Below are 15,432 nucleotides of genomic sequence, written 5' to 3'. Positions count from 1 at the left end.
CCCGCATTTGCTTCTATGGGTTTCGTTCGATAAAGGAGGACACCATGAAGACAACGTTCAAAAAGTCCGTACTCGCATTTCTGACATGCGTCCTGGCGCTCGCCTTTGCCCTGACGGGCTGCAGCGGCGGCGGCAAGGACCCCAAGGCCAACTTCGTCGGCAGCTGGGAACTCTCGGGTGGAACCCTGGAGGGCGAAGAGCTCACCGATGAGTACATGGATATGCTCAAGGAGTGGGGCCTCAACTGTATCCTGATCCTCGACGAAGACGGCACGGGCGTCCTCGACATGTTCCTTGAGGTCGCCGACCTGAAATGGGAGGCCAAGGACGCCACCACTGCAACCATCACCGCCGACGGCGATTCGCAGGACATGAAACTCAAGGACGGCAAGCTCGTCCTCGAGGTGGAAGGCGACAAGCTTATCTTTACGAAGTCCGACAAGGATCTGTCCGGTACGCTAAAAAAGGATCGCGAGGCGGCCGAGAAGGAAGAGGAGATCGATGAGGCCGTCGAAGACGACGATGTCCAGAGCGTCGAAATCTCCCCCGCCGTCACCGTCGCCGATGACGATCTGTGCACCATCACCATCACCGAGAAGTTCAAGGACGAATGGGGCGACATCGGCTTTGTCGTCAACATCACCAACAAGAGCGACAAGGACCTGACCTTCTACGCTCCCTCCGGCAAGACCAACGTCAACGGCACCATGAAGGAACCCTGGTTCTCGGCTAACCTGATGCCCGGCACCAACGCCACCGAGGAATTCACGTTCTCGAGCGGCGAGCTTGACAGCCTTGACGACCTGGTCAACACGACCATCGGCATCGACGCCTACCTGACCGATTCCTACGAGGACGTCGCCTCCTACACCGCAACCATCGCGTAGCGGCACGTAACATCAGCCGCGGATTGGCGGACGCATCCGCGCACTTGCCAGGCGGGGCCGCAGGAGTTGATCCTGCGGCCCCGTCGTTTTTATGCCGACAGCACAGCCGCACAAGCAGGCCGCCCGTCGTTTTCTGATGCAAAACGGCGGGCGGCCTATCTTTACGGCGCCGGAACACGGCGAGCGCGTCGATTACGGCCGCTCCATGTTGGGAACGATGCTGCCCTCCGTTACCGCGCGCACGGCCAGGCGCATGATGTTGTCGTAGCCGGTCTTGCTCAGAATCTCCGAGATGCGACGCTTGATGGTACCCTCACTCATAAACAGCTCGGCCGCGATCTCGCGGCGGCTTTTGCCCTCGCAGGCAAGGCGCAAAATCGACAGCTCGACATCGTCGAGTGCCGCCGTGCCCGAAAAAATGCTCTCGGGCGGCTTGGGAAACGTGCAATAGCCCGCCAGCGTGGAGCGCATCACGGCGAACAGCTCGTCGATACCAACGTTCTTGTACACAAAGCTATCGACGCCCGCCTCGCGAGCCTGATCGACAAAGGTGATCTCGGGCATGCCGGTCATGATGATGACGCGGCACTCGGGCAGCTGCTCCTTGATGCGCGCCGCCGCCACGATGCCGTTTGAATCGTGTTCGGTGCACACGTCCATCAATATCATGTCCGGGTGCTCCTTGAGCGCGACACCCAAGGCCTCGGAGGCATCGGCGATCGCGGCGGCGACGGTCATATCGGGCTGGTCGCCAACGGAGCGCGCCAGGCTTTCGCGCAGAATGGCCTGATCTTCGACAATTAACACGCGGATCATGAACTTCTCCTTTGGACCGTGGCGTTGGGGCTCAGCGGGATGGACACCGCAAGCGTAAAGGGCTGGGCGGCGTGGACTTCCAGGCCGCCGCCCAAATCTTGCGCGACATGCCTCATACCTGGGATACCCGTTCCCTCGCGATACGATACGGGGGCCGGGGACCCGTCGTTAGAAATCGTCATGCGCGCGACGGCGCCAGCATTCGTCCCCTCCTGCCACAGGCGCACGTGGACCCGATGCGCCTGCGCATGCCTGGTGGCATTGGTCGAGGCCTCGCGGATAATCTGCAAAAATGCGGCGGCGACACGCGCGTCCTCAGGCAGCGCACCCTCAACATCGATCTGCACACTCACCAAGCCAAAGGCGTGGACGATATCGCTCAGCTGCTCTGCAGGCTCGCTGGAACCGCCACTGCGCAAATCGGCGGCGATTGAGCGCAGCAACGGGTCAATCTGCTCGAGCGACTCATCATCCAGACGTCCCTCCTCCAAATAGCGATGAAGAATGGACAGGCGCTGGCCGATCACATCGTGAACGCGGGCACGCATACGTAGGTAGGCCGCATTGTCGGCAACCTTTTTGGCTTCTTCAATCTGGGCCTGGAGCTCTTGGCCAGCACGCTCAAGCAGGTGGTTGGCTTGCGCCAGACGGTCGTAGGCGTGTGCGTATTCCGTCACGTCCAGGCCGACGACGCGCTCGAACGGACGGCTCGAGACCGTAACGGAGTCACGCACGAACAGACGAATCTCGGAAGGAGAGATCTCGACCACGGCGCGATCCCTACCAAAGCGATCAAGGTCGATATGGGCGCGATTGGCGCTGCTTTCGGGCATTTGCATGCTCAGTTTGCGCAGGTCGTTCCATGTGCTGCTCATGTCGCCCAGGTCGGTGGGCATATGGAGCTCTACGAGGTTTTTGCGCATGCAGCGGTTCATGAGCAGCGGACGGCCCCTCGGGTCTAGATACAGGATGCCCACGGGAATCACGTTGATGGTCTCGATCGTCGAGAACAAGGTGATATCCTCTTGGCGGTTACGGACGTCCATCAAGAGCGCCGCGATGGAACGGAACAGGAAGAACGCTCCCTCTGCGATAAGGACAACGGTCCACGCCGAGCCCATGGCAAAAACCACCGGTGGTGTAACGGCGACAACAAGCAACAGCTCGACCAGCATGACGAGGCGACGATAGCGCACCATAAGTACCACGCCATAGGCAAAGATTGCGGCATTGAGCCACAACGCTCCGCCCATTGCCCTGGCGCAAACGTCAAGCGGCGCCACCAGATACGAGCCAGACGACGTGAACAAGATGAGCGCCGAAATCATCAGGTGAAGCACAAGACTCGCCTCGTAGGCGCAAATCACCTTACGGTTATAGGACGAGCGGCGCGATGCGATGAGCGGGACGTGGATCGTCTGCAGACACGCAGCCAGGGCAAAGACAACATCGAGCGCAACGATTTGGGGAAGTATGAGCGAAATCTGCATCGTCACTCACCCGCCCTCGGCATCAAGACGATCATGCGCAGCTGACCGGACTCGCCCTCAAGGCGGTATGCCACGTTGCGCCCTTGCAAAGCGCTTTCGAGCTCTTGCGCAGCGGGCGTCTGCGAAAGATCTTCATCATCGTTGGAAAAAAGTGTGGCGCGCAGCTCGACGCTGCATCGGTCATGGTCGCCCAAGTGATACATAAGTGCCGGATGATCGGTGGCGTAGGCAAAAAACGCAAAGTCATACACGCAGTCGTACAGCGCGCTTACCGTACTGGCGTGCATCGGGCGCCGTATGGCAATAATCGAGGCGCAATCGACATCGATCGTGCGCAGGTCGCTTGCGAGCTCGTTGGCAATGAGCTGAATGCGGTCGCGGTCAAAACCGCTCTCCCCGTGCTGTGCCAACGTGAGCGACCCCTTCCGTTTGCAATAGGCAACGAGCATCTTGGCGCGCTGCAGCATGCGGTAACGCTCGCGCGAAGATTCCTCGTCAGTCAACGGCGGCAGCGAGCTCAACAAGTCGTACATCTCTTCGAGCGCGCGGGCAAGCGCCTGGTCCACGTCTTGGACTAGCAAGGTCTCGGCCTCTTGATCTGCCAAATGTGTCTTAAGGTCGTAGTCGGCGGCAAGCAGCTCGTTTTGGCGTTGCAGCTCCATGCGACGATGTGCCAGTTCGCGATTGAGCTCGTTGAGCTCCGATACATCTTGGGCCAGCAGGGCCGATCCCCCCAGCAGCGGAAAAGCACGATACATCACATCGGGATCGGACGCCACGGTAAAGGCATGGGCGCGTCCGTGCTCCTGGGTCCGCAGCTCCTCGCGCACGCCTACCGGCATTGGCTTTGACACCGGCGTGGCATAGACCTCCTGCAGGTCGCGCGTTAGAACTTTGAGGTCAAGCGGCAAGGTGTCGAAGATGCCGGCGATATCGTGGTACGACGGAATGACACCGCAATCGAGACAGATTTCCATCGCCACCACGCACAGGATGCAATAGACGAGCGAAAAGTTGAGCCTCCATGCCCAGGGCACGCGCAGAGCATATGAGATGCCAAAGAATGCTCCGCCCAGCAGCACGAGCGCCGCCGTGCCCGAGAAACGTTGGATGCGAAAGGACGAGGACCGACCAACCAGGACAAAAAAGGCCACGAAGTTAAAGGCCGTCCACACGAGGAAGGCGAAATAACCCCGGCCGTACGTGTAATCGTTGCTCCAGGTGTCGCTTGTACGGTCAAAGCGGAAGACCTGCTGGTGAAAATCGTTGGTGAGCACAAATCCGATAAGCAGGATGGCCACAATCCACAGCGCAGCACGGTAGCGGCGACCCAGGCGGCGTTGCTCCAGGCCCGCAAGGCGCAGGCCGCAGAGCTGGTAGAGCAGCGGAATGAGCGTCATGGGCACGTAGTACAGGTACCACAGCATGGTGGCATAGAACGGCGTGAACGACTTGTACTTGAGAATGACCTCGATCATCCACAGGGCACAGATGGTGGCGATGGCAACAAGGCGGCGGCGCAACACATAGTCCAAACAACGCAGATAGACCAACACGCCCCAAGTCGAAAATACAATTGCGGCGACAAGCAGCGGGAGAGGGCTCGAATGGGCGAGCGCATCCACGACCTCTTCGGACACCTCGCTATAGGCGGGCACGGCGTTAGAAAGTTTGGGGTCGAAGGCGAACAGCACCGGCAAGATCGCCAAAAGCATGAGGAACAGCGCGGTGATGGCGCCGGCGATAGCAAAGACGCGGTGACGGTACACCTGATGTGTTATGCCAACAAGGAATCGCGGCATGGCGAAGAGCCTGCCGCCCCTGGGATCCGCAACCGGAGCGGTCCGGGCGGCCGCGTGGCCGATATGTCGCTCGCGGGTACTCATAGTCCCTTTAGTGTACCGACAGGCGGGCCCAAAAAGCGGGCCGCATGTCCCAAAATCCGCAGACGGCAAGGCGCCCGGCGAGCAATAACTACTCGCCGGGCGCCTTGGTTAGAAGGCTATGAAGTTGAGCGTCTCAGCTTCCTTAGGACAGGTCCTCACCATTAGAAGCAATAACCTTCTTGTACCAGTCGAAGCTCTTCTTTTTGGAACGCTTGAGGGTACCGTTGCCTGCATCGTCGCGGTCCACATAGATAAAGCCGTAGCGCTTGGACATCTCACCCGTGCCGGCAGACACCAGGTCGATCGGGCCCCAGGTGGTGTAGCCCAGCAGGTCAACGCCGTCCTCGGTCACCGCATCGCGCATCGCGGCGATATGCTGGCGCAGGTAGTCGATACGGTAGTCGTCGTTGATGGAGCCATCCTCCTCGACAACATCCTTGGCGCCCAGACCGTTCTCGACCACAAACAGCGGCTTCTGATAACGGTCGTACAGGTCGTTGAGGGTGATGCGGAAGCCCAGCGGATCGATGGCCCAGCCCCACTGGCTCTCCTGCAGGTAGGGGTTCTTGGCGCCGGCGAAGGCGTTACCCTGGGTGCGCTCGACATCGGGGTTATCGGCACCGGCAGAGCAGCGGGTGCTGTAATAGCTAAAGCTGATGAAGTCGACGGTGTTAGCGGCCAGGATCTCGCGGTCCTCGTCCGTCATGCCCACATCGATGCCTAGACGCTCGAGCTTCTTGACGGCATATGCCGGGTAGTAGCCGCGGCTCTGGACGTCGACGAAGAAGTAGTTGTCCTGGTTATCGAGCTGCGCCTGGCGCACATCGCCCGGACGGCAGCTGTAGGGGTAGTAGCTACCCGCGGCGAGCATGCAGCCGATCTTGATCTCGGGGTCGATCTTGTGGGCGATCTTGGTTGCCCAGGCGCTGGCGACGAGCTCGTTGTGGGCGGCCAGGTACTCGACGGCCTCCTTGTTCTCGCCCTCCTCAAAGACCAGACCGGCACCCATAAACGGCAGGTGCAAGATCATATTGATCTCGTTGAAGGTGAGCCAGTACTTCACCAGCCCTTTGTAGCGGGTAAAGATCGTGGTCGCGAGGTTCTTGTAGAAGTCGATGAGCTTGCGGTTGCGCCAGCCGCCGTACTCCTTGATGAGGTGAATCGGGCAATCGAAGTGTGTGATGGTCACGAGCGGTTCGATGCCGTGCGCCTGACACTCGCGGAATACGTCCTCGTAGAAGGCCAGGCCAGCCTCGTTGGGCTCGGTCTCGTCGCCGTTGGGGAAGATGCGGGTCCAAGCCAGGCTCATACGGAAGGTCTTAAAGCCCATCTCGGCAAAGAGAGCGATGTCCTCTTTGTAGTGGTGATAGAAATCGATGCCGGTCTGCGCGGGATAGTAATAGCCGTCCTCGAAGTCGAGCATTTTACGCTGGCCGGAGACCACCGCATAGCGCTCGGGGCCGTGCGGAGCCACGTCCACGTTGGCCAGGCCGCGGCCGTCCACGTCGTAGGCACCCTCGCACTGGTTGGCAGCCGTTGCGCCGCCCCACAGGAAGTCATTACGGAAAGCCATGTATCAATCCTTTCGCACGCTGTTTGTCGTGGTTTCAGTATCCCTGCAAACAACGCGTCGCTCAACGGCAGTGGCACAGGCCGATACTTCTTTTCGCGTGCAGGCGCCCGGCAGCCACCCCGCCTGACACTTTTTGATACCCGCCTGCCCAATCCACCACAAAGGGGACAGGCGCCTTTGTGGCGGTTTGGGCCCGTTTTGTCTCGATCTGTAACAGCTAGGCCGCCAAAACCGGGCCTGGTGTTACAGATTGAGATTGTTCGGCCAGTCCCTTGCAGTTTGTCTAAATCTGTAACAGGGAGAGACGATTTAGCCCGCTAGATGTTACAGATCGAGACAGAAGATTCTAGTCGCAGGCGATGTCGAGGTTTTTGCCGATGAGACCTACGTAGCCGCCTTCGCTCAGCAACTCATTTGACTGAATAGGAAAAAAAGGAAAAAATAGGAAAAAAAGGAAAGGAGACTTATGACTGAAACCATCTTCTCCCCCTCATTTGGAAATCGCCCGTCCTATCTGGTGGGACGCGGGAGCGTGATTTCGACATTCATCTCCGGCCTTGAGCAGGAGCCGGGCAATCGAGACCGAGCCATGCTCATGCTCGGCCAGCGAGGCAGCGGCAAAACGGTTCTGTTGTGGGAACTTGCCGATCGCGCCCGCAAGCTCGGCTTTGTTGTCGCCACGCCCACCGTAGCCTCCGAGGATATGCTCGAGCGCATTGTTGAGAAAATCCAGGAAGCGGGCGAGCCTTACGCCAACAAGCATCGTCTCCCCAAACTTACAGGTGGCAGTTTGAGCGTCTTCGGTTTCTCAGCCGGCCTCGAGTTTACGCGCGACGTACAGGAAACTAAGAGTTTCCAGTTCAAACTCACGCAGTTGGCACGCAAGTTAACCGAGCAGGGACACGGCATCCTCATCCTCATCGACGAGCTCCAGGCAAATTCACCCGAGATCAGACAGCTCGTCACCGCCTATCAAGAGCTGGTCGGCGAGGGACTCAACGTCGCGCTCGTCATGGCGGGCCTCCCGGGAGCAGTCTCCGCGACACTCAACGACCGCGTACTGACATTTCTCAACCGCGCACGCAAAGTCACGCTCGAACCGCTTTCAGTCGGAGATGTCGATGCCTATTATCAGCGGGCTTTCGAAGAGCTCGACCTTGATATTCCAGGCGATCTTCGCCTCCGTGCCGCTCGTGCAACCCAAGGATCGCCCTATATGCTACAGCTCATCGGCTACAACATCGCCAATCGCTGCCAGGCAGGAGAATACGTAACGCCAGAGCAAGTCGACGGAGCTATCGAAGCGTCAAAGGCCGATTTCGAAAACGATGTTTGTGAAACGACGCTCGCCGCGCTATCGGACCAAGACGTTGCGTTTCTCGACGCAATGACTGATGACAAAGACGGCGTGTCGCGCATCTCCAATGTGGCCGAGCGCATGTCAGTCACACCCGACTATGCGCAAAAGTATCGCCGACGCCTCATCGACGCCGGCGTTATCGAACAGGCACGCCGCGGTTACGTGCGTTTCGCTGTTCCATATATGGCTGACTATCTGCGCAGCCAGCTCTAGACAGCCACCACAATGGGGACAGGCACCTTTGTGGTGGCTGGGGGCGGTATGTCTCGAACTGTAACAGGTAGAGACGATTTAGCCCGCTAGATGTTACAGATCGAGACAGAAGATTCTAGTCACAGGCGATGTCGAGGTTTTTGCCGATGAGACCTACGTAGCCGCCTTCGGCTGCCTTGGGGCTGTCAGCATGGCAGAGAACCCACTTGTCGGCCTTCCAGTAGCAGTAGCTGTCGCCGGCGGCAGGCATATCGGCCGCAGCCTCGGGACGCGGACCGTTGGTGCCGGCGGGCAGCGCCACCATCACCTGGAAGCCACCGTCGTCGACCATGCACGGCGTGTAGTGGAGCGTGGTGTTGAAAACCTCGACAACCTTGCCCGCCGGCACGCGAAACGCCTTGACGCACGCGGTGTCGAGCTTGCCGCCCTCGATCTCCCAGCGATGCGCCACAAGCAGGATAAAGTCACGCGCCCCCAGGTTGAACTCGCTCGCGCGGTGGTACTCCAGGCAGTTGAGACGCGTGTTGTGCCCGTTGCACCAGCCGAGCTGGAAGGGGCGGCCGCCAAACATGAGAAAGCCAAGCTTGTCGGCATCCATGACACCCTCGAGCTCCGGCGCGCTCGCTACGTACTTACTGCCCTCGGGGATGGGCGTAGCGGAGAGTGCCTCGACGAGTGGAGCAGTCAGGCCGGACGGGACGTCGTCCCACACGCGACCATAGGACTTGAACTCGAGATCGTTGACAGAGTAGATATGCATGTTCACTCCTGTTCCTAAATGTGACTATACGAACATTCTAGAACAAACATGAGCGATTTTGAACGCTCGTCCAGACCACTCAACAAAAAGGCGCCCCCGCATAAGCGAAGGCGCCCAATGCGCGCGTTTTGGGCGATAAAACCCTTACGCCTGCTGATAGTGCAGGTGCTTCTCGTCGATATCGGCCAGGTCGCGGTCGAGGTAGCGGCGCGCGAGCCAGTTTGCCATGGGAAGGTTCTGGTCCAGGTAGTTGCCGCACTCCTCGGGAGCGGCTCCGGGGACATCGCCCTCAAAGTCGGCGACAAACTCAAACAACTCACGCACGAGCGGCAGAATCTCCTCGCTCGTCACCTCGCCAAACACGACCAGGTAAAAGCCCGTGCGGCAGCCCATGGGGCCAAAGTAGACAATGCGGCTCGACCACTCGGCATGGTTGCGAAGGAATGTCGCGCCTAGATGCTCGATGGTGTGGCACTCTGCCGTGTTCATGACCGGCTCCTTGTTGGGCGTGGTCAGGCGCAGGTCAAAGGTGGTAACGACAGCGGCGGTCGCCGGATCGCGGTCGATGCGGCTCACATACACGCCGGGCTCAAGCAGCAAATGGTCAACGGAAAAGCTCGCGATACGCTCCATGGCAGATCCTCTCGATAGTCAATTTGGGACGGGGCTCTTTTAGCTGGTTCGAATGGTCGCACCAATCATACCAGTCAAAAAAGCCCCGTCCCAAATGAGCTGCCCGGGACGGGGATCAATGAGTTTTTAATCCCCGTCCCAGAAAAATCATGCTAGGCAGTGTACGAAATGGTCGCGTCGACGGCTTTGCCGCCCTGCGGCCCGGCGTTGCCTTTGCCTAGATCTCACGCACGCTCTGACGCTCGACAAAATAGGTCGATACGGCTGTCTTGCAGGTATAGCTCTTGGGATTGCGGATGTTGCCCACCAGGCGGCGCACCGCGATCTCGCCCACCTCGTGCTTGGGAACGTGCACCGTGGTGAGCGGCGGGTTGGAGAAGGCGCCCAAAGACAGATCGTCAAAGCCGATGATCGAGACATCCTCGGGCACGCGTATGCCGTGCTCGTTGAGCGCGCGCATGGAACCCACGGCGAGCACGTCGTTTTCGGCAAAGAAAGCCGTCGGCAGGTCGTCGCGCGAGACGCTGTCGAGCCATGCGCCCATGTCGCGATAGGCGCCCTCGAGCGTGGTGCCCAGCGTAACGCGCCATGTCGGGTTGGCCTCAAGGTCTGCGTCCTCAAGCGCTTGGCGATAGCCGCGCTCGCGATCCTTAAAGTTGCGGATGCGAAGGTCGCCTGCCAGATAGCCGATCTGCCTGTGACCTTTCTCGATGAGGTGATCCACGGCGCGCAGCACCGAGTCGGTGTTGGCAATGACCACGGCATCGAAGTACTGACGATCGCTCCAGCCATCGAGCACGATCAGGTGGGCGGCAGCGTTGGCAAACAGGGCGTAGTCTTCCTCACCCAGCTCGGTACCCATCAGCACGATAGCGGCGGACGGATCGGCGATCAGGCCCTCGACCTGCGGACGCACGGCGTCCAAGTCGCTAAAGTCGAGCGAGACAAAGCTCGTGCTCATGCCGTGACGACGCGCCTGGCGCTCCACGCCCTCGATGACCGCGGGATGGAAGGTGCTCTCGTCCAGAATGGCGCCCGTCTTGCGCGCAAGCACAAACTGAATGCTCTCGAGCTGCGTCGACTGCTGATAGCCAAGCGATTGCGCGCACTCCAGGATGACCTTGGCGGTCTCTTCACTCACGCTGCGCTTGCGGTTGAGCGCGTTGGACACGGTCGCAGGCGAAAAACCGGTGATGCGGCTGATCTCGCGAACACTTGCTTTGGCCATTGTTCCCCCTAGCAACGGCCGTGGCGGAGCATCGCAACTTGATGACTCGACAACTAAACGACCGCAAATTCAATCTAAACAGAGTAGTAAATGTTTATGAGCTAGTTTAGCCTGTTGTCAAGCGAAGTGGCACGACTATTCCCCCAACGGGCACATTTACTCGGTAGCTAAAAAAGCCCCGTCCCAAATTGACTACATGGGGCGGGGCACGGAAATCATCTAGCCAAGAACACGGGCCATGCGCGTCTTGAACTCGGAAAGGAAGCGCGGGGCATCCACGGTCAGCGCCACAAGCGCGCTCTTGTCCGGATCGGACAGGCGATGCTCGTCGCAAATGGTGCGGCCGCGATACTCGCCCAGCAGATCAACACGCAGATTGCAGCCGAGCGCACCCACGAGCGTGGGGTCGATCGCCACGGCGACGGCCAGCGGATCGTGCAGCGCACAACCACCCAGGTAGGGTGCGTTCATCTCGTACGAGCCAATGTAGTGCTCGACCATGCTCGCAAACGCACAGCCCGCCATGGTGCCCGAGCCCGTCCATCCGGCAATGTCGCGACGCGTGAGCACCACGCGATGCGTCACATCCAGGCCCACCATAGTGAGCTTGCGGCCCGAACGCAGCACGGCATCGGCCGCTTCGGGATCGCTTGCCATGTTGGCCTCGGCACCCGCGCTCACATTGCCGGGCACGGTCAGGGCGCCGCCCATCACCACCACGCGGCCAATAGACATCACCGCCGCCGCATCGCGCTCCAGGGCAAGCGCCAGGTTGGAGAGCGGGCCGGTCGCTACGTAGACCAGATCGGGACCATAGGTGCGCGCGGCATCAATCAGATAATCGACTGCAGCGTTGCCATCGGCCGACGTCGCCCCCACCGGCTCGTAGGGCGACGCGGGCACACTCGCGCCGCCGATGCCATTCTTGCCGTGAATGAGTACGGTGGACGCCGGCGGCGTATAGGGCTCAGTCGCCTGCAGAGGACGGTCGGCACCCAGGTACACCGGCACCTCGGGACGGCCCAGCAGGTCAAGCACCGCCAGGCAGTTGCGCGCCGACTGGTCGACGCGCACGTTGCCAAAACACGTGGTAATGCCCACGAGCTCAACCTCGGGGCTCGCGATGGCATAGGCAAGCGCCATCGCATCGTCCACACCCATATCCAGATCAAGGATCAGCTTCTTGGTTGCCATTGTTCTACTCCGCTTCTCCGTCTTGTACTAAATCGTCTAAATCAAACACGCGCTCAACTTCGGCACGCGTGGGAATCGACTGCTGCGCGCCCAGGCGCGACACCGTCACCGCCGAGGCGCGAGCACCCGCGGCCATGCACTCAAAGAGCGGCAGGCCCTCCAGACGAGCCGCGACAAGCGCACCGATAAACGTATCGCCCGCGGCCGTCGTATCGACCACCGCGCTCGAAAGCGCCGGCATGCGCAGCAGCTCGCCGTCGTCGCCGAGCGTAACCGAGCCGGCGCCGCCCAGCGTGATGACCGCAGCTCCGGCACCTTTGGCGAGCAGGGCATTGAGCGCCGCGACGCAGCTCGGATCGTCTGCAGGCAAGATGCCCGTCAGTACCTGGCACTCAGTCTCGTTGGGACAAACCAGGTCGACTGCAGGCCAGACCTCCGCAGGCACTTCGCAGGCTGGCGCTGGATTAAAGACCGTATAAAACCCCAGCTCGTGAGCGCAAGCAAGCGCCTCGGCCGTCGCTGCAAGGTCACATTCGCCCTGGGCGATAAAGACGCTTCCGGCAGCCGGGGCAATCTCGCTGGCGTCGCCGTCGAGCTCATCGGCCACCAGGCGCCTCAGCGCGCGGGCAACGTCCTCGCCCGCAAGTGCATGGTTGGCGCCCGGCGACAGCACGATGCGGTTATCGCCCTCACAGCGAATGATGGTCGCCGTTCCCGTCTCCACATCGTCGCGACACGCCACAAAGTCACAGTCCACGCCAGCATCTTGGAGCCCCGCCACGAGCGACGAGCCAAACGCGTCGCGGCCGACCGCGCCGATCATGCGCGTGCGCGCGCCCATGCGCGCAGCTGCTACGGCCTGATTGGCGCCCTTGCCGCCGGCGTTGGTGATAAACCCGCTGCCGCCGACGGTCTCGCCCGCACGCGGCATGCACTCGCACGCCACCGAAAGGTCCATGTTCATGCTGCCGAACACCGCAACGATGCCGCAATCTGCCATGAAAACCTCCTCGTCCGCGGGCTCTGCACCCGCTGTCGGCCGTCAATCGTGCACTCTCGCACCTCTATAACTTTAGTTCACTTTGATGTGGACGCGCGCTTGAGCTTACGCCAGCAGCAAGCATTCACAGGAGTAGGCGGCTACAATGAAAGCGTGCTGATTATTCTCGTCATTGGATGATGTTTTATGGAACAATTCCCGCGATCGAGCTCGCGCAGCTCACGCCATGCGAGCGATCAACAAGCGCCGCACGAACGTTCGCGCACTAACCGCCAAACCACCGAGCCGCGCCGCGCTGCAGGCTCCCATCGCTCGCCCGCCAACAAGGGCGCCCGCACCGACAGCGCCGCAAAAGAACAGGCGCCCACGCGTCCCAAATCTCGCTACATCCCCGCCCTCGACGGCCTTCGCACGCTCGCCGTTGTCGCGGTGGTGCTCTATCACCTCAACCTCACGTGGGCTCAGGGCGGCCTGCTCGGCGTCACGATCTTCTTTGTGCTCTCGGGATACTTGATCACGCGCCTGCTCCTCAACGAAATCGCAAAGACCGGTCGTATCGATCTCAAGAGCTTCTGGATCCGCCGCATCCGTCGCCTGTTCCCCGCCGTGGTAACCGTCGTGGTGGTGACCTGCGCACTGTGCACTGTCTTTAACCATGTGATGCTCACCAAGATGCGCCCCGACATCCTGCCGTCGCTGCTGTTCTTTAATAACTGGTGGCAGATCATGCAGGACGTTTCGTACTTTAACGCCCTGGGCGACCCCTCGCCGCTCACGCACTTTTGGTCGCTTGCCATCGAGGAACAGTTCTATCTTATTTGGCCGCCGCTGCTGCTCGCCATGGTGTCGGTGCACATGAGCAAGCCCAACACGCGCCGCGTGGTCCTGGGCCTCGCCGCCGTCTCCGCCGTCGCCATGATGGTGCTCTACAACCCCGCCACCGACCCCAGCCGCGTGTACTACGGCACCGACACCCGCGTGTTCTCGTTGCTGCTGGGCGCCTGGATGGCCTTTATCCCCGATCGCGACCTGGCGCCTGCGCGCCTTGTCCGCCATCTGGGGCTCGACCGACTGGCCGGCGCCGGCAAGCACGACAAGTCAAAGAGCGACACCGCCGAGGCCGCCACGACAAAGCCAAGTGAGCTCGCACGCTTTTGGTCCTCCCCCGCATCCATCGATTTGATGGGCGTCGTTGGCCTGGTCGGACTCGCCGCCATGGTCGCGCTCACCAACGGCTATACCGCGTTTCAGTATCGCGGGGGCACGCTGCTGTGCTCCATCCTCACACTGATGGTTATCGCGGCATGTGTGCAGCCCCAGGGCATGGTCGCACGGGCCTTGGCCGCCGAGCCGCTCGTATGGATCGGCAAGCGCTCCTACAGCATCTACCTGTGGCATTATCCGCTGCTGCTCCTCATGAACCCGGTCGCCAACATTAACGACACGCCCTGGTGGCAGTACATTTTGCAGGTGTTGTTGGTGGTCGCCGTGGCCGAGTGCTCCTATCGCTTTATCGAAACGCCGTTTAGGAAGGGCGCTTTTGGGCGCACCGTTTCCGAGCTCCGCGACGGCACCACCACGCCCGCCGGCTGGATGCGCGCACATGTCCCCGCCTGCGCCGTTTGCGCCGTCGTGATTGTTGTGGCGCTGGGCGGCCTGGTCTTTGTGCCCGACACATCCGCGCTGAGCGGCGAGGGCGCCGAAATCCTAAACAAGGAAGCCAAAAATGCAAAGCCTCAAGATCAGCGGGCGGCCGATGACACCGACAAAGATGACGACGGCTTCCCCGACGGAGCCTACGACCTGCTAATGATTGGCGACTCCGTGTCCCTGCGCGCCGTCGATGCCTTTGACGGCGTGTTCCCGCACAGCCACATCGATGCCGAAAAGGGCCGCCAGTTTGATGCGGGCCGCGCGACATTTGAGGGCTATATCCAGCAGAACCTTGCCGGCAAGATCGTGGTCTTTGCCCTGGGCACCAACGGTTTGGTAACGGACGCCCAGGTCGACGCGATCATGGCCGACGCCGGTGATCAACGTATTGTCGTGTTTGTAAACACGCGCAGCCCGCAGCCGTGGGTCGGGTCCACGAACCAAGCCATTGCCAACGCCGCCAAGCGCTATAAAAACGTGCGTGTTATCGACTGGTACGGATACAGCACAAATCGCAACGACCTGTTCGATGGCGACGGCACGCACCTGTCGACTACCGGCGTGACCGAGTACCTTAAGCTCATCCACGATGCCGTCAAGAAGGACCTACCCGTGCACCCCGAGGACCACGTTAACGATCCGCAGCCGGCGGCTGTCAAATCCGCTGCCGAGGCACTCGTCAACGCCCTCGCCTACAAACCGCACAAGCTAGGCACCGACAAGTAACGCACAGCCAAAT

Annotated in this window: 12 protein-coding genes; 3 read left to right on the top strand and 9 right to left on the bottom strand. The window is 60.6% G+C overall.

Features of this window, described 5'->3' with window-relative positions:
• Positions 1-44: 44 nt before the first annotated feature.
• A complete protein-coding gene (locus ACTQX9_RS02355) occupies positions 45-887 on the top strand; it encodes a hypothetical protein (protein WP_427727291.1) in 843 nt (280 codons plus the stop codon).
• Between the two features lie 192 nt (positions 888-1,079).
• Here the strand turns inward: ACTQX9_RS02355 and ACTQX9_RS02350 are convergent, their stop codons facing one another.
• The 4 genes from ACTQX9_RS02350 to ACTQX9_RS02335 all read right to left on the bottom strand — a co-directional run bounded on the left by ACTQX9_RS02350 (position 1,080) and on the right by ACTQX9_RS02335 (position 6,652).
• Complete coding sequence (locus tag ACTQX9_RS02350; protein ID WP_441540375.1) at positions 1,080-1,703, bottom strand: response regulator transcription factor; 624 nt, start codon at positions 1,701-1,703, stop codon at positions 1,080-1,082.
• Positions 1,700-3,199 (bottom strand): sensor histidine kinase, encoded by a 1,500-nt coding sequence (locus ACTQX9_RS02345; protein ID WP_441540374.1) that lies wholly within the window; start codon positions 3,197-3,199, stop codon positions 1,700-1,702. The genes ACTQX9_RS02350 and ACTQX9_RS02345 overlap by 4 nt, the downstream gene beginning before the upstream one ends.
• Positions 3,196-5,079: a histidine kinase N-terminal 7TM domain-containing protein gene (locus ACTQX9_RS02340; RefSeq protein ID WP_441540373.1), complete on the bottom strand. Its 1,884-nt coding sequence runs from the start codon at positions 5,077-5,079 to the stop codon at positions 3,196-3,198. Before ACTQX9_RS02340 ends, ACTQX9_RS02345 begins: the two co-directional genes overlap by 4 nt.
• 142 nt (positions 5,080-5,221) lie before the next feature.
• Positions 5,222-6,652, bottom strand: coding sequence for a 6-phospho-beta-glucosidase (locus ACTQX9_RS02335; protein ID WP_441540372.1), 1,431 nt, complete (start codon positions 6,650-6,652; stop codon positions 5,222-5,224).
• A gap of 466 nt (positions 6,653-7,118) precedes the next feature.
• Between ACTQX9_RS02335 and ACTQX9_RS02330 the strand changes: the two genes are divergently transcribed.
• On the top strand, positions 7,119-8,225 hold the full coding sequence (locus tag ACTQX9_RS02330) for an ATP-binding protein (protein WP_441540371.1): 1,107 nt from the start codon (positions 7,119-7,121) through the stop codon (positions 8,223-8,225).
• A 115-nt stretch (positions 8,226-8,340) separates the two neighbouring features.
• Here ACTQX9_RS02330 and ACTQX9_RS02325 read toward each other — a convergent pair whose 3' ends face one another.
• The 5 genes from ACTQX9_RS02325 to ACTQX9_RS02305 all read right to left on the bottom strand — a co-directional run bounded on the left by ACTQX9_RS02325 (position 8,341) and on the right by ACTQX9_RS02305 (position 13,040).
• On the bottom strand, positions 8,341-8,985 hold the full coding sequence (locus ACTQX9_RS02325; RefSeq protein ID WP_154518221.1) for a DUF4867 family protein: 645 nt from the start codon (positions 8,983-8,985) through the stop codon (positions 8,341-8,343).
• Positions 8,986-9,129: 144 nt separating this feature from the next.
• Positions 9,130-9,618, bottom strand: a complete 489-nt coding sequence (locus ACTQX9_RS02320) for an S-ribosylhomocysteine lyase (protein ID WP_441015328.1) — start codon at positions 9,616-9,618, stop codon at positions 9,130-9,132.
• Positions 9,619-9,835: 217 nt separating this feature from the next.
• Complete coding sequence (locus ACTQX9_RS02315) at positions 9,836-10,846, bottom strand: LacI family DNA-binding transcriptional regulator (protein WP_441540370.1); 1,011 nt, start codon at positions 10,844-10,846, stop codon at positions 9,836-9,838.
• Between the two features lie 219 nt (positions 10,847-11,065).
• On the bottom strand, positions 11,066-12,040 hold the full coding sequence (locus tag ACTQX9_RS02310; protein WP_441032057.1) for a nucleoside hydrolase: 975 nt from the start codon (positions 12,038-12,040) through the stop codon (positions 11,066-11,068).
• 4 nt (positions 12,041-12,044) lie between these two features.
• Positions 12,045-13,040 carry a ribokinase gene (locus tag ACTQX9_RS02305; protein ID WP_441540369.1) on the bottom strand — a complete coding sequence of 332 codons (996 nt, stop codon included), beginning with the start codon at positions 13,038-13,040 and terminating at the stop codon, positions 12,045-12,047.
• A 186-nt stretch (positions 13,041-13,226) separates the two neighbouring features.
• On the opposite strand from ACTQX9_RS02305, the gene ACTQX9_RS02300 reads away from it, so the two are divergent.
• On the top strand, positions 13,227-15,419 hold the full coding sequence (locus ACTQX9_RS02300; RefSeq protein WP_441540368.1) for an acyltransferase family protein: 2,193 nt from the start codon (positions 13,227-13,229) through the stop codon (positions 15,417-15,419).
• The last annotated feature ends 13 nt before the right edge of the window (positions 15,420-15,432 follow it).

Source organism: Collinsella sp. LCP19S3_F2 (assembly GCF_052121015.1).
Taxonomy (GTDB): Bacteria; Actinomycetota; Coriobacteriia; order Coriobacteriales; family Coriobacteriaceae; genus Collinsella.
Note: the sequence above shows the minus strand (reverse complement) of the source record. Positions and strands in the feature narration are given on the sequence as shown.